Consider the following 22,977-nt stretch of genomic DNA (forward strand, 5'->3'; position numbering starts at 1 on the left):
GACGCACACGCTGACAGTTTCGAATGCAATGCCCACAGGCTCGACTGTCAGGGCCTGGGCCCAATCAGAAGGGAAACGCCCCAACCAAATATCTGGCAGTCTGGAACACGACGGACGCAAATGGAAGACGGGCAGTGATGAGTTTGAGCAAGGCGGTTTCAAAAAAATACGGAGTGATGCTGTTGTTGGCCATCCCGTGTCTCTTGATATCGGGTTGCACGTCCAGCACGCCCCCGGAACAGGCTTCGAGCCCGGCTTCGACGCCCGGACAAACCCTGGCTCCCGAGCCCGGAAGCCAGCCGCCCGCACCAACGGGATCCAGCAAGCCCGCGTCGGAATCCGGCGCCGGCGAAACGCAGGAGTCCGGCAACGCGCAGGAGTCCGGCAACGCGCAGGCCTTGTTGGCGCGGATGAGCCTCGAGGAGAAAATCGGCCAAGTCCTGATGACGGGGTTTCCGGCCACCGGAAGCAGCGCGCAAGACCGAGACATCATCGCCGAACACTCCCTCGGAAACGTGTTCCTGAAAGGCCGCAGCACCGATGGCCTCGAGGCCACCAAGGCTGAAGTCGACCGCGTGAAAAAGACAATTGCCAAGTCCCAAGACGTTGCGGTTGCCCCGTACGTTGCCACGGACCAAGAAGGTGGCCTCGTCCAGGTTCTCAAGGGCAGCGGGTTCGATTCGATGCCCGCGGCCAAGGTCCAGGGAACCTGGGCCCCTTCCGAGTTGAAGGCCAAGGCAACGACGTGGGGCAAGGAATTGGCCGGCGCAGGCATCAACGTCAACCTGGCACCGGTTGCCGACACCGTTCCTAGCGCCGAGTTCGCCCCCTCGAACGGGCCCATTGGCCACTTCGGCAGGCAATTCGGGTTCACCCCGCAAGCGGTTTCGGCCTCGTCCATGGCATTTTCCGAGGGCATGCTGGCGGCCGGCGTGGATCCGGTCGTCAAGCACTTTCCGGGACTGGGGAGGGTCACCAAGAATACCGATGTCGCCTCCAACGTGACCGACACGAAAACGACGCGCCAAGACGACTACCTGCAGCCGTTCCGGAACGCCATCCAGGCGGGGAACCAATGGGTCATGGTCTCGAACGCGTACTACTCCAAAATCGACGCCGAGAACATCGCCCCGTTTTCCGAGACCATCATGAGGGACATGCTCCGAAGCGACCTCGGGTTCGAGGGCATCGTCGTGTCCGACGATGTGTGCGAGGCAAACCAGCTTTCGCCGTGGGGGTTGGGTGAGCGTGCGTTGCGCTTCTTCGAAGCGGGAGGCACCATGCTGCTGTGCGTGGACTCCGGCAAGACCGCGACAATGGCCGACGCCTTGGCCAAGAAAGCCATGAAGGATCCGGAATTCGCCAAGCAAATCGACCAGGCGGCACTGACGGTCCTGAAAACCAAGGCCGCCGGCTAGTCGAAGAAGACATCGTCGACAACATCCAAGTAGTCGCCGGCTTCGGCCCGGATGGCATCCTGGATAGCTAGCCGTTCGAGGCGCGACGCCACACGGGTGGCCTCATCGGCCCACCCGTTTTCATGGTGGAAGTGCCGGTCCCAGTCATCCATCCATGTCCGGATCCTTGAGATCAGTTCCTGACTCAGTCCCAATTCGTAGGGTTCCAGCTCCAAGACCCGGTCCTCGCCCCAGAACGGCCACTTCATGCCGCAATCCGGCGCGAACGTCAGCGTCTTCACTCCCCTCCGTCCCAGAAGATTCACCAGTGTTTCCTCTGCCTCGAATGACCCGGCCCCAGGGCAGATTATTGCGGCAGTAGCCCGGTTGCCGAATCGGCTGAAGACCGCGCTGCGGTACCCGGGACCTGAGCCGCCGTGCCCCCAGATTCCCAGGGCCGGATCCGTCATGACCCCGGCACCGTAGCGCGGAACCCGCCAGGGATCCTGGGGCGGCACCGGAACCGAGGCGAAGAATTCCTCGGTTGCCGCGGCGCCCAACGGCGGCGACCAATAGGATTCGACGCCGAGGACAAACTGCTGGAAGCGCAGGAGGTCGGCGGGCGTGGAGAACGATGCCCCCGCGGGGCCGGCCCACAACGTGGAATAGCCGCTGGGCGTGATCGAGGTTTCAAGCTCGGGATAACGGGTGTCCATCATGTTCGCCGGTTCGAACACCTCCCGGTGAAGGTATTGGCCCAGTGCCATTCCCGAGACCTGTTCGAGCATGGCCCCCAAGTACCAAAAGCCGGTATTGCTGTACTCGAAACGGCCCCGCGATCCGGGGGCGCTGACAGCGGCGATGCGGTCCAAGGACCAGGGTTCTCCCGGCACTTCGGCGACGGCCCGGACGTAGTCGGGGTGGGCCGTGTAGTTGCCCAGCCCCGCGGTGTGGTGCAGGACCTCGCGGATGGTGCACCCGGCCGGCGCACCCTCGAGGCGCGAGGCCAACGAATCGGAAAGTTTCAGGACACCTGCGTCCATGGCCCGCAGGACGCCCGCGGCGATGAACATCTTTGTCACGCTGTACACCGGAAGGGGTTCGGTGGATCCGCTGTGGCTGATGTTCCCGAACGGCTCCTCGGGGCCGCGGTAGGCGGCGACCGACCCGCTGGGCAGCAGGGCGAGAAGATCCTCCAACGCGCGCGACTCTTCCATGCGCCCCAGCCTACGGGTGCGCCGCGGCTTTGCGGATACCGCCGGGCGGAACACCAACGGCGCGGGCGGTTCCGCCGCGGAAATCACTCCGCCGCGAATCCGGCCGCGCCGCATTCGGGTCGCCGATGCGGGTTTTCACCCGGTACGGCTAGATCCCCGGGGACCTATTTCTTGGTGCTGATTTCCACCTTCACAACCTCGGCACGGTCTCCCGTGGCGTTCTTGTTCTTGCCGCTCAGGTTTCCGGTGGCATTGTGGAGGTGCAGGAACAGTGCCTGCGTCGCCTTGGTGCCGGCCTTCAATTGTGCGGTCAACGTGGTGTTGTCCAGGTCAGCGAACACGGTGCCCGCTCCCGCGAAGGACAGGGTCGGGGCAATTGCATCAAAGCTGATCCAGTTGGTCCCGTCCACCGGCACGTTCTGGCCGGACTCGTCGGTGTTGTACTGCGAGTACGTGGCCACGCGGTACTTGATCGGCGCGCTGGTCCCGTTCAGGCCCAGTGCCTTGAGCGATACCGGGAAGGTCGCGGCGTTGGTGTCGAACGTGTTGCTGTCGACGCTTCCCGGCAGGCCGTTGAGCAGCTGCATGTCGACCTGCTTGAAGGTGCGCATGTCGTACGTTGCAACGACGTCCAGGTCCAGGTCCTCGGCGGTGGTGTTGAACGTCAGGAAGTCGGCCACGCCGTCGCCGTTGGTGTCGATTTCGATGTCGACCTCGGTGCCGCCGGCGAGGTGCGCCCAGTTGCCCCAGGTGCTGACGCCGAAGTTCAGCAAGCCGTCTGCGGCTCCGGTGGTCGGGGCCGTGGAAGCCGCGCCAACGTACTGCAGATCCATTTCGCGTCCGCCCGGGGTCGAGTCAAGGATCTTGCCCTGGCGCGGGGACGAAGCGCCGAATTCGAAGGCCGAAACCAGCGAAACCACCTGGGTGTCGCCCTGGCCTGCACGGATGTCGTCGCCTTCGAGTTCAACCTTGGCGGTGGTGGCGCCCTTCTTGAACTCGATCGAGTCATCGACCTCCATGTCGGAGGCCAGCTTGGGCGCCGCGTGGACCGGAACGCGCAAGGTCGGGACCGAGGAACCGCTCAGCTCCACACGGCCGGAAACGTCGCTCACCCAGGCACGCGGCACACCCAGCTGGGTGCGGTCCATTGTCGGGTCCAGGGTCTTGGCGTACTTCCTGGCGTCGATGTTCAGGGTGACCTTGACCTTGGTGCTCTTGCCTGCCCTGAGCGTCACGCTTCGGTCGCTCAACGAGTAGCTGGCACCCGGGATCTCGGTGGAGGGAACGTACTTCACGTTGTAGGTCTGGGTCTTGGAGGACTTGTTGACCACGGTGATGGACTTGGAAGCCTTGTACTTCTTCTTGTCCAGTTCGATGACACCGAAGACCACGGAGGTCAGATCGGGGGCGTCGGAGGCGAAGGCGTAGGCGGGGGTGTCCAGCGCCGCCGAGGCGATGACGCGTCCCGAACCCACGCGGTTGGGGCCGTAGGCCTTGCCGTTGGGTGCCAAGACGTCGGCCGAGGCGGTGTTCATCACGATCGACTTGATCTGGTAGGGGGTGTACTTGCCGCTGGCCGCAACCAGGGCGGCGATGCCCGCTGCGTGCGGGGCTGCCATCGAGGTTCCCGACTTCACGGATGCGCCGCTGCCGCTGCCGACGCCGACGGAACCAATCGAGGTGCCGGGGGCTGCGACATCAGGCTTGACGATTCCTTCGGAACCGTGGACGCCGCGGGAGGAGGACGAGTTCAGCGTGTTGCCGAGGCCCGAATCGACCGAGGCAGTGCCGATCATTGCCGGATCAAGGGAGACGCTCAAGGTTCCGGCCTCGGCGGCCGGACGCAAGGCATCCGAGTTTTCCTGGGTGAACTGGGCGCCCGGGATGGTCGCGTTGCCGCCGATGCCGGCCTCGAAGACCGAAACCTCGGAGTCGAGGATGACACCGGTGGCGCCCGCGGCCTGTGCGTTGTTGAACCTGACGGCGGAACCGCACGGGAAGGCAAGGTTTTCGCTCCACTTCAGCCACACCCACTTGCCGGCCAGCGAACCGGGGGCAAACGCGTTGCAACCGAACTGGTTGTCAGTCGGGCCCATGACGACCTGGCCGGTCAGCTTGGCCGGATCGGCGGTGGCGTACTTGAAGTTCGAGGAGTACTGTCCTGCCGAAACGCCAGCGAGGTCGGACGGTGCGCCGATGCTGATGCCGTCCAGGGTGGCCTTGGAACCCACCGAGTTGGCGACGGTGAGCGCGGAACGGGCATTGCCCGGCGCCCCGCCGATGTCGGTGATGTCCCCGGCATTGCCCGAGGAAACGACCGAGAGGATGCCGAGCTTGGCCAGCGCGTTGACGATGTCGGTTTCCGGGTCGTCTGCGGGGGACTGGTCGGAGCCCAGTGACATGTTGATGATCTGGGCCCGGTCATCGAAGTTGCCGTCGTTGTTGGGGTCGAGCACGTAGTCGAGAGCCTGGCCGACCACGTCGGAGGAGCCTGCGCAACCGAAGACGCGGATGCCGACCAGGGCGGCCTCGGGGGCGCTGCCCGGGCCGATGCGCATGGAGGAGACGTCCTCGCTGGTGAGCTTGGTGAAGTCCCCTTCATAGGTGCTGCCGTCGCCGTCGACGCCATATCCGGCGGCCGTGCCGGCCACGTGGGAGCCGTGTCCCGCGGAGGAGCAGTCCAGCGGGTTTGAGTCCGGCTTGGGAACCGGCTGGTATCCCGGGGAACGCGGGTCGGCGTTGTAGTCGTCGCCGACGAGGTCCCATCCGCCAATGAACTTGTCGGTGTCGTAGAGCCCGGAGTCCTTGGCCGGCAACGAGGTGGAGGACTGTGCCTCTTCGTATGCCTCGAGGGTGCCGGGACCGCCGAATGATGCGTGGGTGTAGTCGATGCCCGTGTCGAGCACGGCAATGGTCACGCCCTTGCCCGTCTGCTTCAGGGCGCTCCATGCCTCGACGACCTTGGTGTCAAGATCAGAGTTCTTGTTGTCCGGGGTCTTGGGAACGATCGCCGTGATCTTCTTGACGTCGCTGCGCGCGGACAATGCACGCAACGCATCGGCGTCGCCATGCAGCGCCACGCCGGGAATCGCGTTGGTGGTCGTGTAGATGACCTTTGCGTCGGCCGCCTTGGCCGCCGTCCTGCCCTGGGCCTTGATTCCGTCGCGGATCTTCTTGACCTTGGCAGGGTCCTTGACCAGCGCGCTTCCGGAGGCCGCGGCAGCCGCGGGCTGGGTGGCTGCGAAGGCGCCTTCGCCTTCGAACTGGACGAAGACCGAAACGTCCCCCTGAGCCTTCTTCAAGGATCCCGCGACCTTGAGGGATTTCAGGTCTTTGGATGCAAGACCGCCAAGCGAAGGGGCGTCACCGCCCGGAGGCGGGTCAACGACGGGTGGTGTCGCAAGGGACGGGACTGACATGGTGACGGCCAGGGCTAGCCCGGTGGCCGAAGCCAAGATCGTCCGCGCGAGTTTGGCGCGACGCGGGTTGATCATAGTTCTCCTTGAATTCAGTGGGAGTGATGAGTGGGATGTGCAGCCAAAGAGCGTGCAAGTCACAAGCGAAATACTATGTGAGCCAGCCCATATCTCAAGGAGTTGTTTGAGAACGTGTCAAAATATGTACTTTTGTACACATGCGGTCCTCCGTTTGACGGGACCGATGATCAAAACGTCGGGCTTGATTAGTAATGTCTGCTGCGAAGACGTGTTCCTTGGGGGAACGGGTCTTCAGCGCGGGGCTGCCCTCGTGTGCGGTACCGGGCAAGGGCGCCGAACGCGAGGGCAAATCCGCATGCGACATCGCGTGTTGGGGGAATGCCAAACGGTGGCCTCATTCAATGAATGAGGCCACCGTTTGGATGCCGCGGTTTAGCCTGCTGGGTTGCAGGTTATGGCTGGGGTCTAGCGCGCGCCACCCTGCCACAGGGCGTCGAACGGCGCCGCCGAGGAAACACGGTTCTTGATGCCTTCGGTGACAAACGCCTTGGCATTGCGTGCAGCCTCAAGCGGGGTTGCGCCCTTGGCCAGTTCGGCGGTGATTGCCGCTGCAAGCGAGCAACCGGCGCCCGATACGGCAACTTCGCCGACCTTGGGTGCGGAGAGCACCTCCAGGGTTTCGCCGTCGTAGTAGACATCCACTGCTTCGCTGCCGGACAGGCGGACGCCGCCCTTGGCCAGGACTGCGGCCCCCGAGAGCTCGTGGATCTTCTTTGCCGCGGCGGTCAGGTCGTCAACGTTGTTGATGGTGATGCCCGAGAGCGATTCCGCCTCGAAGTGGTTGGGGGTGACGAAGGTTGCCAGCGGCAGCAGGTTGGCCTTGAGCGCTTCATCGGTGTCCAGCGCGTGGCCGGGTTCCTGGCCCTTGCAGATCAGTACGGGATCCAAAACGATGTTGTCCCATTCCTGGTTGCGCAGGGCTGCGGCCACGGTGTTGATGGTGGCGGGGGAGCCCATCATGCCGAGCTTTACTGTCTTGAGGTCCTCTGCGTAGCAGGTCTGGATTGCCTCGAGCTGGTCGGCGATGACCTGGGTTTCCACCGGAACGAAGCGGTGGTTCCAGTTGTCCTTCGGATCGAATGACACGATGCACGTCAAGGCGGTGATGCCGTAGGTGCCCAATTCCTGGAAGGTCTTGAGGTCGGCCTGCGCACCGGCGCCGCCGGTGGCCTCGGAGCCTGCGATGGTCAAAGTAATGGCGGGACGAATCCCGTTGGAGGCAGAAGTCATGTTTTCTAGTTTAGGGCGGTTGGAGGGCGCCGCCTTCATCGGAGAGGTCGACGATGCCCGCGGTGCCTGCGCGCAGTTCCAGGCCGACATGCCAGGTTGAGGGCCTCACCTTGCCCGGGGCATATCAAAGGCCTCGGTGGAGTTCGGTGAAGTCCGTGCCGAGGGTTTCCGGGAGGGAAAATGGGTTTAGTTGCGCGTAAAGGTGGTGATCAAGGTTGCGTTTGACCAGCCAGGGCCGCGAAGGCCACGGGTTCCCGCGGAATTGTCGGCTTCCGCGACCATGAACAGCCATGGCAGGCCCTGCCTCGAGGCCGAAGCTGCCAGATTGGCGATGATTGCGGAGCGGAATTGTTCGGCATTGCTGGCGGACATGATTTCGGGCTCACTCAACAGTGCGAAGCCCTCGGCAAAGCGGATGCGACCGCGTCCCGCCGGTGCATCGAAATCCGCAATTTCCACGACGTCGTAGTCGTCCATGGGCGCCTCGAAAAGCGTGGCAGTCTCCGGGAGGCTTGCCACTTGTTCCACGTCATCGGTGGTTGCAGCCAAAAGGACATGGTGTCCCTTGACGCTCCACCCATGGGTTGCCAGCTCGCCGACGACGGTTTCATCGGGCGTTCCAAGTAAAGTCAGCTGCGCGGCGCGCCCCTGAGCCCGTTCCGACATCAGATTGTTGAGGGAAGGCACCTCGTCTCGGGCCGGCCACCAGCGCAGCACCTCGAAGTCGCCGTTTGCGGTGCCGACGCTGTGCAGCTCGGAGGAGTAGTCGTTGGTGATGGTGCGATCCTTGAGCGGCGCAAGCTCGCGGACCCAGCTTGGAAGATTCTTGGGTTCGGATGGCATTTGTTGTCTCCTCATGTATCTGCTGAAACCTGGAAGCCAGTGAAGGTGATGAGACGAACCGCATCGCGTTGAGCCGGATTGTGGTTTCCCTCGCCTGACTTCAAGTTCGACTCTACGCCTCATGCCTGAAGGCGTGGAGAGACGTGACCACGCCTTCAGGTCTCGATGCTGTTGCCGCTGGGTGGGGTCTCCGGAGTCAGTTCGCCGTTCGCACCAGCGAAAGGACGTCGTCGAGGATCGTCCGGACCACCGGCATGCGGGACAGGACCGTCAACCTGGCGACCACCGGCGCCACGTTTTTCACGAGCCTGAAGCTTCGTTTTGCGCCGGGGGAAGAGTCGTGGGCCCAGAAGAGGAAAATGCCGCGCTGGATAAGCCACAGCAATTGGGGAAGGTCCTGCCTGATGGCCAGCGGCGGCAGCGGCCTGGAGGCAGTGACGACCTGGCGCCACAAGCCGAGCTCCTGCGCCCGGTGGATGTCGCCGGGATCCCCCTGCGGCCCGGAAAACGCCGTGCGAATAAACGAAGGTCCAAACTCGTGAAACGGAGCCAGGATTTCGAGGTTCTTTTCCAGGGCCAGGCGCACATTTGTCTCAAGGTTATTGCCTTCGACCAACAGCGGCCAGGTGGCCGCTCGATGCTGTTCGGCAAGGCCCCGATAGAGCTCGTGGACGATCTCATCCTTGGAATCAAAGTAGTAGTAGGCGTTTCCCAGCGAAAGGCCCGATTCCCTTGCAATGGCGCGCATCGTGGTTCCGGAAAAGCCGTCTTCAGCGAAGAGTCGGAGGGCGGTGTTTAGCAACAATTGGCGAGTTTCGGCGCCCTTTGCGGTTTGGTGCGCCACGTGACCCCTTGATTCATTAGGCATGCAGACCATCATAGTCGTTTTTGAACATGTTCAATATGCGGATTTCGTGGCGCAGGTCACACTTTGGCGGGGTAAGCGTGACCAAAATTGCGTGCAGCGGTCGGAAAAGCGCAATTGACCCGGAAAAACGCCGTGGGATACTTGAACCTCAAGTGCTAATACAGCGAGTGCTCCACAGTGGCCCGCAATCGACCCGCCGAAACCTGTTCGAATCGCGGGAAGAATGCTGCCCGGGAGTGACTTGGCGAACCACTTCTTCGATTGGGTATAACCATGGGCGAAATCTCCGCCTCACTTTCACAACGTCCAAAGGCTTCGCGCGCTGTTTTCGCGGCAGCAGGAAGCCCCTACTTCTCCACCGTGCTGGCCTTGATGGCGGTGGTTGTCATACTTTCCAACATCGGTGCGGCCAAGGGCGTCACCTTTGGCCCGATCGTCACCGACGGCGGGTTCTTCCTCTTCCCGCTGGCCTACATCCTGGGTGACGTCATCTCCGAGGTCTACGGATTCAAGATCGCACGCCGGGCGATCATCACGACCTTCGTGCTGGCGGCATTCTCCACGCTCTGCTTCTGGATCATGATCGAGCTGCCGGCGGCCGAGTGGTACGACGGGCAGGAAGCGCTTGAGCGCACGCTCGGCCCGATCTGGCTCATCGTCTTGGCCTCGCTGCTGGGCTTCCTGGTGGGCCAGACGTTGAATTCCCTGGTCCTGGTCAAAATGAAGGAGCGATTCGGCGAACGCGGCCTCGTCGGCCGGTTGATGGGCTCGACGGGCGTGGGCGAGTTCGCCGACACCCTGATCTTCTGCTCCATCGCGGCATCAGTCATCGGGATCGCCGACGCACCCACGTTCATCAACTACGTGCTGGTCGGATTCCTCTACAAGACGGCAGTGGAATTCGCGTTTGTTCCCGTGACCGCATTCGTCATCCGGTGGTTCAAGCGCCGCGAGCCAAGCTACTCGCTGGCGGAGCAGGAGCCCGCAACCGCATAAGGCGGCAGGGAACCCGTTCGGGCGGCAGCGCACTCACAGCACTGGTGAGCGGGCTGCCGCCCTTTGCGTTGCCGCCTTAACGCTGCCGCCCTTTGCGTTGCCGCCTTAACGCAGGATGGAAACGAAGAAAATCATCCAAAGTGCTGAAGGGTTCGATTGTGACCTGCGGGTACCGTCGAATCATGGACAGCACCTCGCGAGACCTGCTCAGGGCCACCGGCCTCGTAGCTGGATACGGCCATCAGGACGTGTGCGGACCCATCGACTTGTTGGTCGAGCCGGGCCAGTCGTTGGGCATCGTCGGCTTCAACGCTGCCGGAAAATCAACGCTGCTGCGAACCCTCGTTGGCTATCAGGAGCCGGTGAGCGGAGAATCGTTCATCCTGGGTTCGTTCACCGACGATTCCAGTTTCATCTATCGCAAAGCAGTCTCGGTGGTCCTCGACGAGGACGCCTTCTTCCCCTCACTCAGCGTCGAGGAACACCTGCAACTCATCGCCGGCGGACACTCCGTGGTCGACCCGCAGGCCGCGGTTGACAGGGAGCTCGAGTTCTTTAACCTTGCTGCTGCCAGAACCGAACTTCCGCAACGCCTTTCCTCAGGCCAACGACGGCGACTGCTCCTGGCCGCCGCCTTGTTGCGGCCCTGCCAGCTTCTGGTTCTCGATGAACCGGAACAGCGCCTGGACCCGACGATGCGTGCCGCGTTGGCCTCACGTCTTCGCCGGCGGGTGGACGCAGGGACCGCGCTGCTGGTGGTTACCCACGACGCAGAATTCCTCTCGACGGTGGCCGACTCCGTCCTGGTGATTTCCGACGGGAGCATCGTTCCATCCACCGTCGCCGAAGGTGCGGCGGCGATCGCACATGCCTGACCTCATCGCCACGTCCGGCAGCGAACCCCTTGCCGTGCCCGGCAACCTGCCAGTCGACTTCGACCCGTGGAAACGCAATCGCGTCGCGGAAAAGAAGGTTCGCCGGGAGAACTTCTGGGAACGCATGGGGGATGCATACATTTCTCTGCTCGCCGCCGCTATTGCCTTCGCCTACGCGGCAGGCATTGCACACGCATTTTCCGCTTCTCTGAGGGAAGACGTCCAAAACGGTGTCATCCGCAACGGAATCGGTGTGGTCCCCGGTGAATCCGCCGCGTCCGCGCTCGTAATGCTGGGACTGCTCGCGGCGCTTTCGCTGATTTCCCGGCTGGGACCGGTCGCGGTGGACCGGGCGCAGGGGTATTGGTGGCTAAGCCTGCCGGTGGATCGGATGCCTTTCCTTGCACGGCTGCTGCGCCAACGCCTGGTTGCCACCTGCATCTACGGCATGCTCTTGTGGCTGCCGATCGGATACGGCACGGTGCTGGGCGGTCTCTCGCGAGGAAACTTCGCAGGGGTGCTGCTGGGCGCGCTCAGCCTGGGCCTGCTCTTTGTGTTGCTTTCATTGCTGGCGGTCTTGGCGCAAACCCGAGGCTGGGGACGGCACTTCCGCATCGCGCTGAACACAGCCTGCATGGCGGTTGTCATCGCGTACGCTGCCGATGTGCTGTTGCGCCTCACCGGAACCGGCTCCATGGCAGGATTCTGGGCGGTGCTGCCATCCACCGTTCCCGCGGCCGCGCAGGATGGTGCGTGGTGGATTCCAGTGCTCATGTTGGCTGTCGTTGCTGGGACATTCAAGGGGTCGCGACGGCACCTGCAACGCATTCCAAGCCGTGAATTGGTTTCCCGGGGCGCCGCAAGTGCGTATGCAGGTGCAGCCCTGGCACTTTTGGATGACAAATCCCTGTCGGTCGCAATCGATCAGGCGGGTGGCGGCGAAACCCGCCGTAGCGTTGCCCGACAGGAGCGCATCCGCCGCCGCGGAGGAGATGCCTTTTCACGCATGCTTCCGGCATCCCGCGCGCGCGGCCCGTATTCGGCGCTGGTCCGGGCCGAAGCCTTGGTCTTGCTGCGCGCACCGAAGGTCTGGCGGGGGCTCCTGGCAGGGTGGGGAGTTCCCGCAGCCGGAATCTTTGCCGTACAGGGCGGCCATCCGCTGGTCCTGGGAACCCTAGTGGTCGTCGGTTCATGCGTGGCGGCGAAGGCTGCCTCCACGGCGGCCGCCCAGGCAGCCGACGTGCCGTCGCTCGAATCGATCATTCCGTTGGGACGCAGCGCCATGCGGCAGGCCCATGCGGCGGTGGCAGCCATGTTGTTGGTTCCCTGGGGCATTGTCCTTGCGGCGTTCCTTGCCTGGGCAGTTTCCGCCGAGGCGGCTTCGCTGGTGATGCTGCTTGTCTTGGGTGCACTTGCCGGCGCGGGGTTGGCCGCCGGGGCAGTGCGCCTGGCGTACCGGCCGGCTCTGGATTGGGGCTCGGTGATGTTGCTGGCGGCACTGGGCCAGGCAACGGGTCCCATGATCCAGCACTTCGCCTACGGCTACGATGTCATGGTTGTTGCCGTGATCGCACTGGTCGCGGGGCTCTTCCTAAATCCGCTGCCGCCCACGCTACTGGTGATCGCCGCAGTGGTGGCGGCCATCGCTTGGGGTGTCGGAACTTCTGTTTCGGTGAACTCCAAGGCCCATGGCCTCGATGGGCGGATCTCCTAGGCGGCTGCGGGAGCCTACCGGTTCATACAGGCGACACCGACCGCCGGGCTTCGGGCCACCCGTGCAAAACTGGAGAGCGGTCCGGGATTGCCCCGGGCTCCCATCCTGCTTGATCCGGAAGGACCGCCATGGAGACCCGCGCCGAGCGCCCGCCACTGAGCCTCTTGGCGATCCTTCTGTCGGCGGTGGGTATCGCCCCGCTCCTGAGCTACGGTTTGAGCGCCACGAGCGACCTCGTCATTTCCGAATTGGGCATCAGTGAAGCGCAGTTCGGGCTTCTGGCCACCGTGTGCTTTGCGTGTGCCGCGATCGGAAATGCGGTCTTTGCCAGGTTCACCGACGGGCAACCGGACAAGACCCTCTTGCTGGTGGTGTTTGGCCTTGCCGCACTGGCCATGGTGTTTGCGGCGATCCCCGGCGGATACGTTCTGTTGCTGGTGGCCTCGGCCGTTGCGGGATTCGCCCAGTCATTTCCCAACGGGGTGACAAACAGGATCCTGGCCGAACGCGTGCCGGTCGACTACCGGATCGGGTGGACCGGGGTGAAGCAGTCCGGCGTGCAGGCCAGCCAATTGGTGGCAAGCCTCGCTTTCCCGGTACTGGCCGCGTGGATCGGCTGGCACGGGGCCAGTGCGGTCGGCGCCCTGGTTGCCGCACTGCTGGGAGTCGTCGCCGTCCGGGTGATCTCCACATATCCGCTGTTGCCCGTCGAAACCCGCCCGACCCAACGGGTTGACGCGGGCGCATCCTCGAGACCGGCGCCGAGCACCCGCTTTGTTGTTTTTGCCCTGGCCATCTTCGGGTTCGTGAACGGCGTGGGAGTGCAGGCGACAAACGTGTACCTGCCACTCTTTGCCGTGCGCGAACTGGGCTTCTCACTGGTGCTTGGCGGGCTCACCGCCGCCGCGGCCGGAGCCATCGGGGTCAGCGCCCGGGTGGGCTGGGGCCGGATGATGAGTCGAGGGGTTTCCGCGCCCAAGCTGCTGTTGCTCCTGGCCATCATGGCCACCTGTGGTGCCGGGACGTTCCTGGCCGCAGGGGCGACGGGCTACGCCCCGCTGCTGTGGCTGGCCGTCGCGTTGCACGGCGCCTCGGCCCTGGGGGTCTCCGTGGTACTGATGGCCAGCCTGCTGCGCAGTGTCCCGGCGGCCTCGATGAGCTCGGCCACGGGGTGGGTGTCGGCGGGGTTGTTTGGCGGGTTCACGATCGGGCCGCTTGGCATGGGCGCCCTGATCGGCTCGCCCGGCGGGTTCGCCGCGGGATGGATCGCGGTGGGCCTTACCTACCTTGTTTGCGTGGCACTGGGGCTGTACCTGGTGCTTCGGCGCCGTCCCTCCGCATCAGGGGATTAGGGTTCCCGCGGGTCCGGATTGCCGGCCCTGACCACGGCGGATCGACGGTCTCCGACGCCTGGGATGCAGGTGCCGTGGCCAATGCGTGGGCGAAGATCGCCACCGGACACCCACGCGCTTCATGCGGGTCGAGAACTGGCTGCGGTTTGAATTTTCCCTTCTAAATCGTGAGGTGTGCGATGTCGCGCGCATCGAGAAGACAGCGACTTCGAGAATATATGTTGTGCACAACCGAGTTGTGTGCAACCATGTTAAGCATGTCAATTGTCGATGAAATGGTCTGCTTCTCGTTGTACTCGGCCACGCGTGCCACCACGAGGGCATACGCGGAGTTGTTGGCTCCGTGGGGCTTGACCTATCCCCAGTATCTGGTCCTGGTGGTCCTCTGGTCGGAAGGGGACAAATCGGTGAACGAGCTTGGTGAGCTGCTTCAGCTTGATTCGGGAACCCTTTCGCCACTGCTTCGACGCATGGAGGCGAAACTCCTGATCGAACGCAAGCGAGTCCATGAAGACAACCGGGTGGTCACTATCGTGCCGACCCAGCGGGCCAGTGAGCTCCGAAAGGAACTGGGGCACGTCCCCATGAGCATTGCGTGCGCCACGGGCCTTCCGGACGCGGCATCGGCCCGAGAGCTCATCGACACCTTGCAAAAGCTCACAGCAGCGATGAGCCAACTCGGCAAGGGCAACAGCTAGATATCGGGCGCGGGCAAACTCCCGCAGCGTTTCACCATCAAGAACATGGGCCGCATTCACGACCCTCGAAAGGAACAAATCATGAACGCCATCTACACAGCCGAAGCGCTCTCCACCGGCCAGGGTCGCGAGGGCCGCGTCGCAACCTCGGACGGAAGCATCGATCTCGCCATGACGCCTCCCAGGGAGTTGGGTGGATCGGGCACCGGAACCAACCCCGAGCAGCTGTTCGCCGCGGGATTCGCCGCATGCTTCCACTCGGCGCTGCACGCAGTTGCCCGCAGCCGGAAAACCAAGGTCGAGAACTCGAGTGTGGGTGGACGCGTCACGATCGGAAGCAACGGAGAGGGAGGCTACCAGTTGGCGGTCGTGCTCGAAGTGGTCATTCCGGACATGCCGCACGAAGAGGCCCAGGAACTCGCCGATGCTGCGCACCTTGTCTGCCCATACTCGAACGCCACCCGCGGCAACATCGAAGTCACGGTGCTCGTATCAGATGACTGATCCGTCCAAAGGGTTCCTTGCCCGGTTCCTTCAAGCCCAGGCGCCGACCTCACGCGGGCGCTCGGGCGCTCGAATCGCCATGGGCGGGCTCCTCGTCGGGGCCGGGATCGGCCACCTGACCTTTGCCCGGGAAGAATTCCTGGCGCAAGTACCTGCCTTTGTCCCGCTCAACGGCGACGCGGTGGTTGTGGCCTCCGGAATCATTGAAATTTCCCTGGGAGCGGCGTTGATCCTGCTGGCCAAACGGCGCATCCCCGTGGGCTGGGTGGTTGCCTTGTTCTTCATTGCCGTGTTTCCGGGCAACATTGCGCAGTGGGTGCACGCCCGTGAGGCGTTCGGCCTGGACACCGACACCAAACGCCTGGTCCGGCTGTTCTTTCAACCCTTGCTGGTTGCGGCGGCGCTGTGGTCCACGGCGGCCTGGCGGGATCGTCCGCGCGCCCGCTGACTGAGGCGACGCGTTCGCCGGTGCAGTAGCAAGCCACGCTTGCCCGGACCGGGAGCCGCATCAAGATACGAGGGCAGGGGATGCCGCGTCGGTTTGCCGACGCGGCATCCCCTGCCCTCGTGAGGCGGTTAAGCCGTGGTGACCAGAACCGGGAGGCCCTGCGGGTCCGGCTTGCCGGCGTAGTACTGGGTCATGACGTCGGCCTTCATCTCGTGGAAGGTGCCGTCCTCGATGGCCTGGCGCGCGTCGTCGACCATCTTCACCACAAAGTGTTCGTTGTGGATGGAGATCAGCGTGTGGCTGAGGATCTCCTTCGACTTGAACATGTGCTGGATGTAGGCGCGGGTGTAGTTCTGGCAGGTGTAGCAGCCGCAGTCCTCGGAGAGCGGGGTGAAGTCCCGCTTGTAGCGGCTGCCCGAGAGGTTGAAGCGGCCGTGCGGGGTGTAGAACGCCGAGTTGCGGGCCACCCGGGTGGGGGAGACGCAGTCGAAGGTGTCAGCACCGTTTTCGATGGCCGTGAAGATGTCGTCGGGCTCGGAAATGCCCAGCAGGTGGCGCGGCTTGTTTTCCGGAAGTTCCTCGGCGCACCAGCCCACGATGGTGCCCAGGTTTTCCTTCTCCAGCGCGCCGCCGATGCCGAAGCCGTCGAAGGCCATGGCGCCGAGGTCCTGGCAGGCCTTGCGGCGCAGGTCCTCGTACTGGGCGCCCTGGATGACGCCGAAGAGCGCCTGGTATTCCTTGCCGACGCGGTCGTCGGTGAGGTTGAAGTGCTCGCGGACGCAGCGCTCGGCCCATCGGCGGGTGCGTTCGAGGGATTCGACCTGGTAGCCGCGGGAGTTCTGCAGGGTGGTCAGCTCGTCGAACGCGAACATGATGTCCGCGCCGATCTCGTGCTGGACCTTCATGGAGATCTCGGGGGAGAAGCGGTGCTTGGTGCCGTCGAGGTGGCTCTTGAACCAGACCCCGTCCTCGTCCACGTTTGCCAGGCGTTCCTTGCCCGGGGCGACCGCGTCGTCCGGCCCGGACTGGTCCACCAGGTTCATGTCGATGACCTTCTTGAAGCCCGAGCCCAGGCTCATGACCTGGAATCCGCCCGAGTCGGTGAAGGTGGGGCCGGACCAGTTCATGAACTTGCCCAGGCCGCCGGCGGCGTCGAGCAGGTCGGAACCCGGCTGCAGGTACAGGTGGTAGGCGTTGGCGAGCACGGCCTGGGCGCCGAGCTCAGCGACGGCTTCCGGAAGGATCGCCTTGACCGTGGCCTTGGTGCCCACGGCAATGAATGCGGGGGTCTTGATCTCACCGTGCGGGGTCTTGATGACACCGGTGCGCCCGAGCGCCTTCGAGCCGTCGGGGTTGGTCAGCCGGGTCCCGACCTCGAAGGAGAAATCGGTCTGGCGTGGATGGGACGCTGTGGGGTCAAATGAATCGTGGGGCACCTATCTAGTGTGCCGCATGCTCAGGCGATAGGCGGAAAAACCGGACGTGCGGTGGCTCACCGTCGGTTGTTCAGGCCTTTTGCATGCGTCGTTCGCTGCCGCACAATCGATTCAGCGGGGCGTCGGCGGATCGCGGCAAACAGGCCTCACAGGTCAAACTTCTCAGGGACGGGGAAAAAGACGCGGTAGCCGGTGTCCTTCAGCTGGATGATCTGGAAGGTCAGTGGTTCAAGATCGTTGACCGGTCCGCCGCTTAGCGTATAGCTTCCGGTCTCCAGCTCGACTTCCCCGATCTTCACCATCCGGACGTTTTCCGCGGTGATTCCCTGCTCGCGGGCCGCGATGCGCAGCTTCTCAAGCTCCCGCCCCAGGTCCTTGCCCTCCGGGGTGCCCGTGGTCACGGTGCACGCCAAGGCGGCATCGGACTGGCTTGCGGCTACAAGCAGGATCTCCATCGCCGTTTTGGGTGTGGCAACGCCCCCTCCTCCGTCGCAGGAATCCGGTATCGATTCGCCGCGATCTGAGCTGGCGGAACACCCGGTGAGTGCCACGGCGACCAGCGCCGCAGTTGCCGTACGTTGTGTCCAAGCCACTTGATCCTCCGTGCCTTCCGCCGCGTTCCGGCCGCCCGGTGCACGCGGCTGTGGGCGGCCCTAGTGAATGAATGCCTTGAGCAAGACGATGCACACGCCCAGCAAAGCCGTCCCGGTCCCCACCCTGAGACGCAGCGACGTCTTGCGGGTCCATGCGGCAGATGCGAAAAAGCCGAGAAGTCCCAGCAGGGCCGCATCCACCCAGAGCGCGATCCACACGGCTGTGTCGTCACTGATCAGGTCCACCACGCCCAGCAGCACTATCGCCAACGGAACCACCGCGGCAATGAGCAGGCCCAGGGAATGGACGGAGGCATAACGGAGGGACTCCCTGAAAGGGGACTTGGTGTCGGCCACCATACCCATACGGGAGACCGCCATGGAGAAGGCATGCGCGAGCCAGAAGACCACGACCGTCCCCAGGACCTTGACGAAGACCTCGTGCGAGGTGGCCTCGTATCGGTTGGTGACGAGGAGCATGGTCGAAACGACGACCAGCCCGTACACCGCGGACTCGGAAAAGAAGTCTGCCTTTTGAAGCTTGTATCCCACCGCGCACCCCCAAGCGGTTGTTTCCCTGACCGAAACCAGACGTCGGAAGGTTGATTGAGTCTAGCGCGGACGGGCGTGTGGACAATGCCTACCACTGACCGAAGCCAAGCCGCCAGGCAGATGCATCCGGAACTTTTGCCGGACGGTGTTTGACTTCGATGGAACCGGGAAACCAGCTGGTGCGTTGGCTCACTCCACAGCATCTGCCGGGTCACAGTCGTGCGGAGATTCCCGGTTCCGGGCGTACCGTTGGAAATCGGAAAATGGAAGCGGATCCATGTGAGCCGGTGAATGGAAGCGGAGTTGCCCAGATGAGCGAAAAATTCGGGGGACTGCTGACGCTAGGCCCGGCACGGGACGACCATTGGATTGCACTGCGCACGGGCATCGGCGTGTTCGTCCCGCTCTTGGCGCTGCTGGCGATGGGCCGGCTGGACCTGGTGCCGTTCGTGGTCTTCGGCGCCTTCACCGGCGTCTATGGCCGCGTGCCGGGCTACGCGAACCGGCTGGTTGCCCAGTCCAAGGCGGGAGCGCTGTTCCTCGCCGTGATCCTGCTGGCAGCGCTGTGCTCCACCTACCTGGTGGACCATGCGGATCCGGGGCGCGGGGCATGGACGATCGTCGCGCTGACCACGGTGGTCTCCGGCGTCTGTGCGGTGGCCGCCGGCCTGCTGCAACTGCGCCCCGGCGGGTCGCTCTTCCATATCTTCGCCTTCGCCGCGATCGCCTCGATGCCAACCCAGCCGCCGGTGGCCCAGTCTTTGGGCGCCGCGCTGGTTGCGGTGCTTCTGGCCATCGTGATCGGTTTTTCCGGCATCCTGTTTCCCGGTTCCAAGGGCTGGGGAGTGCGCACGCGCCTGCCGACCCTGTCCAAGAGCGTGCGCACGGCCATCTGGTGGGAGGCATTCTTCTATGTGATTGCCGCGGGTTTGGCCGGCAGCATCGCCAACCTGCTGGCGCCGACGCTCCTCACCGGGCACAGCTATTGGGCCATGGTCGCCGCGGTGGTGCCGCTGGTCGGGCACACCACCCGGCACCGGGTACGCAGGGGAATCCACCGCGTGCTCGGCACGCTCACGGGCATTGTGCTGATGGCCGCCATCATCGCGTTCCAGCCGCCGGTGTGGGTGCTGCTGGTCCTGATCGGGTTGCTGCAGGTGTGCGCCGAGCTGTTCATCGCCCGGAACTACTTCATTGCCCAGATCTTCGTGACCCCGCTGGCCCTGATGGGAGCCTCGATCGGCACGGGGCTGAGCACCAAGCTGTTGTACGACCGCGTGCTGGAGACCGTGATCGGCGCCGTCGTTGGCATCGCGGTGGTGCTGCTGGGTTCGCTGTGCGGCACCTGGTACAGGCGCCGCACAGCGAAGCCGGATGTCTAGCGGATGTAGCCCACGTGGGCGAGGGCCTGGCGCACCAGGTTCCCGCGGCCGCCGGCGAACTCTTCCTGGATGTTCGGGCTCAGCGCTTCTTCCGGGGTCAGCCAGGTCAGCTCGAGCGCGTCCTGGCGCGGCGAGCATTCGCCGCGCATCGGCACGATGTAGGCCATCGCCACGGCATGCTGGCGCTCGTCGGTCAGTCCGGTCTCCGAGGGGGACGGGAAGTACTCGGCAACGGTGAAGGGGGCGGGGCTTGGCGGCAGCTGCGGCATGGCCATCGGACCCAGGTCCTTTTCGATGTGGCGGATGAGCGCCGCGCGAATCGTCTCGCGGTACACGACCCGGCCAGAGACGAAGGTGCGCAGCATCCGGCCCTCCGGATCCGCGGTCAGCAGCAGGCCGATTTCGGTGACGTAGCCGAGGGGATCCAGCCGGACCGGGATCGCCTCGACGTAGAGCATCGGTAGGCGGGCACGAGCCTCATAGAGGTCTTCGTCTGACAACCAGCCGGGGTATGGATCCGGAGTGCGTACGTTCATGTTCTCCATCTTGGCGCATGGGTGGCGCAATGGCGATCTTGGAGTCGCCGTGTTGTCCAGCGGGGTGCCAAGAGTTAACCCTTCCCCGGGAATGAAATGGCGGTCTCGAACGCTAGACTCAGATGTTCACCAAAAACCAAACACTTCATGGAAGAGGCCACACTTCGTGACCGAGACCAATACCCGGCTCAATCCCAAGGACCTGGCCACCATTACGGTGCTGATCATTTCCGCCTTCATCGTGATCCTCAACGAGACGATCATGAACGTGGCCTTGCCCGTGCTGATGCACGAATTCAAGGTCAGCGAGGACGCCATCCAGTGGCTGGCCACGATCTTCATGCTCACCATGGCCGTTGTCATCCCGGCCACCGGTTTCCTGCTGCAACGCTTCAGCACCCGCGGGGTTTTCCTGCTGGCCATGGGGCTGTTCTCCGCCGGCACCCTGCTTGCCGCGGCGTCCCCGAGCTTCGGAATGCTGCTCGGTGCCCGCGTGATCCAGGCTTCCGGCACCGCGATCATGATGCCGCTGCTGATGACCACCATCCTTGACCTGGTGCCGGCCCACCGCCGCGGCGTGATCATGGGCAACGTGTCGATCGTGATCTCCGTGGCCCCGGCCATCGGCCCGACGATCTCCGGGTTGATCCTGCAGTTCCTGAACTGGCGCTTCATGTTCCTGATCGTCGCGCCGATCGCGATCGCCGCCCTGATCATCGGTGCCCCGCGCCTGAACAAGAACGCCGAGGCCTCTGGCACGCCGTTGTCGATCCCCTCGATCCTCCTTTCCGTCCCGGCCTTCGGCGGCCTGGTCTACGGGCTGAGCAAGCTTTCCTCCAGCGGCCTCGACGCAACGACGCTGGCCGTGTTGGTGGTTGCGGTGCTGGCGCTGGTGACGTTCGTGATGCTGCAGCTGAAGCTGCAGCGCAAGGACCACGCGCTGCTGGACATGCGCCCGTTCACCTACCGCCCGTTCACGCTCTCGCTGGTGTTGATGGTGCTGGCCATGGTGGCGCTGTTCGGCGTCATCATCCTGCTGCCGATGTACCTGCAGAACGTGCGCGGCCTGGACACGCTGGCCACCGGCCTGATGCTGCTGCCCGGCGGCCTGCTCATGGGCCTGCTGGCCCCGTTCGTGGGACGCGCCTATGACAAGGTCGGACCGCGCCCGCTGGTCATCCCCGGCTCCGTCATCCTGGCACTGGTGCTCTTCGGGTACTCACGCCTGCTCGGCGCCGAGACCCCGATCCCCGTGATCATCGGCCTGCACCTGACCATGTCGCTGTCCCTCGCGCTGATCTTCACCCCGGCGTTCACCACCGCGCTGAACCCGTTGCCGCACTCGCTGCACTCGCACGGTTCGGCCGTGCTCAGCACCCTCCAGCAGCTGGGCGGCGCCGCGGGCACCGCGCTGCTGGTCGGCGTGCTGGCCTCGCGTATTTCCGCGGGTGCCGCGGGCGGGACCGACCCGATCTCCGCACAGATCTCCGGGTTCTCCGCGGGCTTCACCGTCGCCGCGATCTGCGCTGTCGGCATGGTTGTCGTTGCAACGTTCTTGTCCAAGGCCCCCGCCGAGGAACTCTCCGAGAAGGCGCACGCACACTAGCCAAATCTGGGCGCCTGCCGCCTGCCCCGATGCCCCTGACCGTCGCCGGCCGGGGGCATCGGTGCGTTAAGTCCCAATCCGGGCCGCTGGCGCCGGGCCGGTCAGACGACGACCTCGCCGGTCGGCCGTCCCTCCGAATCCAGCATCCATCCCATGCGCTTGAACGAGCGGACGCCGACGCACGATTCGACGATGACAACCCCGGGCACGCGGGCCGCAAGCCGGGCTTCGATGTCGGCGACGTCGGCGGGCGTGCGCAGCTGCATCGTGAAGGTGAAGTTCGCGGCCCCGGTAGTCGAGGCGCACAGGCGCAGCGTGCGATGCTCCGTCAGGAATGCCGCCACCGCGTCCTCGGAACCCGCAGGAACACGGGCGAACCACTGGACGGTCAGCGGGTAGCCGGTGTAGTGGCTGGCCAGTTCGCAGCGCAGCGTCACCATGCCCGTTTCCAGCGCCGTCTTCAACGCGCGGCCGGTCGTGGATGGGTGCTGGCCGGTGGCCTGGGCGATTTCCGTGGCGGTGGCGCGCCCGTCACGCATCAGCACGTGCAGCATCGGCCAGAACGTATCCGGGATGATGGTCGGCTGGGCCGTGGGAGGCTGGCTAAGCCTTTGCAGGGATGCCTTTTGCGCGGGGGAGAGCACGTCCAGTCGCCAGATGTTGCCCGTGGCGAAGAGCCTGGTGCACAGCGACACCTTGATGCGCTGGACCCCGGTGGCATTGCGGATCTGCGGCAACACCTCACGGGCCATGGTGAGCCAGTCTGCGGCGAGGCAGGTGAGTCGGAAATCGGCTGTGCTGCTCGCATCGTCAACCGTGAGCACCTGCGAAATGGCGCAGAGGTCTATGGTGGCCTGCTCGATGAGTTCCGGGTTCACCAGCACCTCGACAAAGGCGGTGCAATGCTGTTCGGGAAACCCGCCCAGGTGGCCCAGCACCCAGGCCATGCGGTCCTCGCGCAATTTGTTCCACCGCGCGGAGACCGTGGCGGGGTGTCGGCCCAGTACGGCACCCAACTCTGCCCAGCTGGCGCGCGGCGCGATCTGGAGCGCATGGACCAGTTGAAGGTCTTCGACGGGTAATTCCACATTCAGCTCCCAGAGTCGCGTGCACAAGATCGCGGTTTTTGGCATGCTTCGCGCAATTTTTATCGAATTTTATCCCATCATCCTGCACATGCCTCACTATCGAAAGTGATACGGATCACGAAATATGAATCGAAATCACCGAACT

Annotated in this window: 20 protein-coding genes; 10 read left to right on the forward strand and 10 right to left on the reverse strand. The window is 64.2% G+C overall.

Annotation, left to right across the window (positions count from 1 at the left end; genetic code table 11):
• Positions 1 to 137: 137 nt before the first annotated feature.
• Positions 138 to 1,418, forward strand: a complete 1,281-nt coding sequence (locus tag ACFY5D_RS13805; RefSeq protein WP_387530692.1) for a glycoside hydrolase family 3 N-terminal domain-containing protein — start codon at positions 138 to 140, stop codon at positions 1,416 to 1,418.
• On the opposite strand, the gene ACFY5D_RS13810 is transcribed toward ACFY5D_RS13805, so the two are convergent.
• The 5 genes from ACFY5D_RS13810 to ACFY5D_RS13830 all read right to left on the reverse strand — a co-directional run bounded on the left by ACFY5D_RS13810 (position 1,415) and on the right by ACFY5D_RS13830 (position 9,052).
• Positions 1,415 to 2,614: a serine hydrolase domain-containing protein gene (locus ACFY5D_RS13810; RefSeq protein WP_387530695.1), complete on the reverse strand. Its 1,200-nt coding sequence runs from the start codon at positions 2,612 to 2,614 to the stop codon at positions 1,415 to 1,417. The genes ACFY5D_RS13805 and ACFY5D_RS13810 overlap by 4 nt on opposite strands.
• A gap of 164 nt (positions 2,615 to 2,778) precedes the next feature.
• On the reverse strand, positions 2,779 to 6,108 hold the full coding sequence (locus tag ACFY5D_RS13815) for a S8 family serine peptidase (protein ID WP_387530698.1): 3,330 nt from the start codon (positions 6,106 to 6,108) through the stop codon (positions 2,779 to 2,781).
• A gap of 408 nt (positions 6,109 to 6,516) precedes the next feature.
• Entirely contained in the window at positions 6,517 to 7,341 is an 825-nt protein-coding gene (thiD, locus tag ACFY5D_RS13820; protein ID WP_387530701.1) for a bifunctional hydroxymethylpyrimidine kinase/phosphomethylpyrimidine kinase, read from the reverse strand.
• A gap of 186 nt (positions 7,342 to 7,527) precedes the next feature.
• Positions 7,528 to 8,184 carry a hypothetical protein gene (locus tag ACFY5D_RS13825; RefSeq protein ID WP_387530704.1) on the reverse strand — a complete coding sequence of 219 codons (657 nt, stop codon included), beginning with the start codon at positions 8,182 to 8,184 and terminating at the stop codon, positions 7,528 to 7,530.
• 196 nt (positions 8,185 to 8,380) lie between these two features.
• Entirely contained in the window at positions 8,381 to 9,052 is a 672-nt protein-coding gene (locus ACFY5D_RS13830) for a TetR/AcrR family transcriptional regulator (RefSeq protein WP_387530707.1), read from the reverse strand.
• 273 nt (positions 9,053 to 9,325) lie between these two features.
• Between ACFY5D_RS13830 and ACFY5D_RS13835 the strand changes: the two genes are divergently transcribed.
• The 7 genes from ACFY5D_RS13835 to ACFY5D_RS13865 all read left to right on the forward strand — a co-directional run bounded on the left by ACFY5D_RS13835 (position 9,326) and on the right by ACFY5D_RS13865 (position 15,639).
• Entirely contained in the window at positions 9,326 to 10,048 is a 723-nt protein-coding gene (locus ACFY5D_RS13835; RefSeq protein WP_387530709.1) for a queuosine precursor transporter, read from the forward strand.
• 182 nt (positions 10,049 to 10,230) lie between these two features.
• A complete protein-coding gene (locus ACFY5D_RS13840) occupies positions 10,231 to 10,923 on the forward strand; it encodes an ATP-binding cassette domain-containing protein (protein WP_387530712.1) in 693 nt (230 codons plus the stop codon).
• Positions 10,916 to 12,637 (forward strand): DUF6297 family protein, encoded by a 1,722-nt coding sequence (locus tag ACFY5D_RS13845; protein WP_387530715.1) that lies wholly within the window; start codon positions 10,916 to 10,918, stop codon positions 12,635 to 12,637. Before ACFY5D_RS13840 ends, ACFY5D_RS13845 begins: the two co-directional genes overlap by 8 nt.
• Before the next feature lie 128 nt (positions 12,638 to 12,765).
• The gene (locus ACFY5D_RS13850; protein ID WP_387530718.1) at positions 12,766 to 13,989 is read left to right on the forward strand and encodes an MFS transporter; all 1,224 of its coding nucleotides are present in this window, start codon (positions 12,766 to 12,768) and stop codon (positions 13,987 to 13,989) included.
• A 257-nt stretch (positions 13,990 to 14,246) separates the two neighbouring features.
• Entirely contained in the window at positions 14,247 to 14,687 is a 441-nt protein-coding gene (locus ACFY5D_RS13855) for a MarR family winged helix-turn-helix transcriptional regulator (RefSeq protein WP_387530721.1), read from the forward strand.
• A gap of 81 nt (positions 14,688 to 14,768) precedes the next feature.
• Positions 14,769 to 15,191, forward strand: a complete 423-nt coding sequence (locus ACFY5D_RS13860) for an organic hydroperoxide resistance protein (protein ID WP_387530723.1) — start codon at positions 14,769 to 14,771, stop codon at positions 15,189 to 15,191.
• A 79-nt stretch (positions 15,192 to 15,270) separates the two neighbouring features.
• Entirely contained in the window at positions 15,271 to 15,639 is a 369-nt protein-coding gene (locus ACFY5D_RS13865) for a hypothetical protein (protein WP_387531055.1), read from the forward strand.
• A gap of 128 nt (positions 15,640 to 15,767) precedes the next feature.
• Here ACFY5D_RS13865 and tgt read toward each other — a convergent pair whose 3' ends face one another.
• The 3 genes from tgt to ACFY5D_RS13880 all read right to left on the reverse strand — a co-directional run bounded on the left by tgt (position 15,768) and on the right by ACFY5D_RS13880 (position 18,220).
• Positions 15,768 to 17,075 (reverse strand): tRNA guanosine(34) transglycosylase Tgt, encoded by a 1,308-nt coding sequence (gene tgt, locus ACFY5D_RS13870; protein ID WP_387530726.1) that lies wholly within the window; start codon positions 17,073 to 17,075, stop codon positions 15,768 to 15,770.
• Positions 17,076 to 17,221: 146 nt separating this feature from the next.
• Positions 17,222 to 17,668, reverse strand: coding sequence for a hypothetical protein (locus ACFY5D_RS13875; protein ID WP_387530729.1), 447 nt, complete (start codon positions 17,666 to 17,668; stop codon positions 17,222 to 17,224).
• Between the two features lie 60 nt (positions 17,669 to 17,728).
• Positions 17,729 to 18,220: a hypothetical protein gene (locus ACFY5D_RS13880; protein WP_387530732.1), complete on the reverse strand. Its 492-nt coding sequence runs from the start codon at positions 18,218 to 18,220 to the stop codon at positions 17,729 to 17,731.
• A gap of 311 nt (positions 18,221 to 18,531) precedes the next feature.
• Between ACFY5D_RS13880 and ACFY5D_RS13885 the strand changes: the two genes are divergently transcribed.
• Positions 18,532 to 19,602: an FUSC family protein gene (locus tag ACFY5D_RS13885; protein ID WP_387530735.1), complete on the forward strand. Its 1,071-nt coding sequence runs from the start codon at positions 18,532 to 18,534 to the stop codon at positions 19,600 to 19,602.
• Here ACFY5D_RS13885 and ACFY5D_RS13890 read toward each other — a convergent pair.
• On the reverse strand, positions 19,599 to 20,138 hold the full coding sequence (locus tag ACFY5D_RS13890; RefSeq protein ID WP_387530738.1) for an NUDIX hydrolase family protein: 540 nt from the start codon (positions 20,136 to 20,138) through the stop codon (positions 19,599 to 19,601). The two genes, ACFY5D_RS13885 and ACFY5D_RS13890, sit on opposite strands and share 4 nt — an antisense overlap.
• A 166-nt stretch (positions 20,139 to 20,304) precedes the next feature.
• Between ACFY5D_RS13890 and ACFY5D_RS13895 the strand changes: the two genes are divergently transcribed.
• Complete coding sequence (locus ACFY5D_RS13895) at positions 20,305 to 21,744, forward strand: MDR family MFS transporter (protein ID WP_387530741.1); 1,440 nt, start codon at positions 20,305 to 20,307, stop codon at positions 21,742 to 21,744.
• A 101-nt stretch (positions 21,745 to 21,845) separates the two neighbouring features.
• Here the strand turns inward: ACFY5D_RS13895 and ACFY5D_RS13900 are convergent, their stop codons facing one another.
• Positions 21,846 to 22,877: an Lrp/AsnC family transcriptional regulator gene (locus ACFY5D_RS13900; RefSeq protein ID WP_387530743.1), complete on the reverse strand. Its 1,032-nt coding sequence runs from the start codon at positions 22,875 to 22,877 to the stop codon at positions 21,846 to 21,848.
• Positions 22,878 to 22,977: the final 100 nt, after the last annotated feature.

Source organism: Paeniglutamicibacter sp. NPDC012692, assembly GCF_042901625.1.
In the GTDB taxonomy this organism is placed as follows: Bacteria; Actinomycetota; Actinomycetes; order Actinomycetales; family Micrococcaceae; genus Paeniglutamicibacter.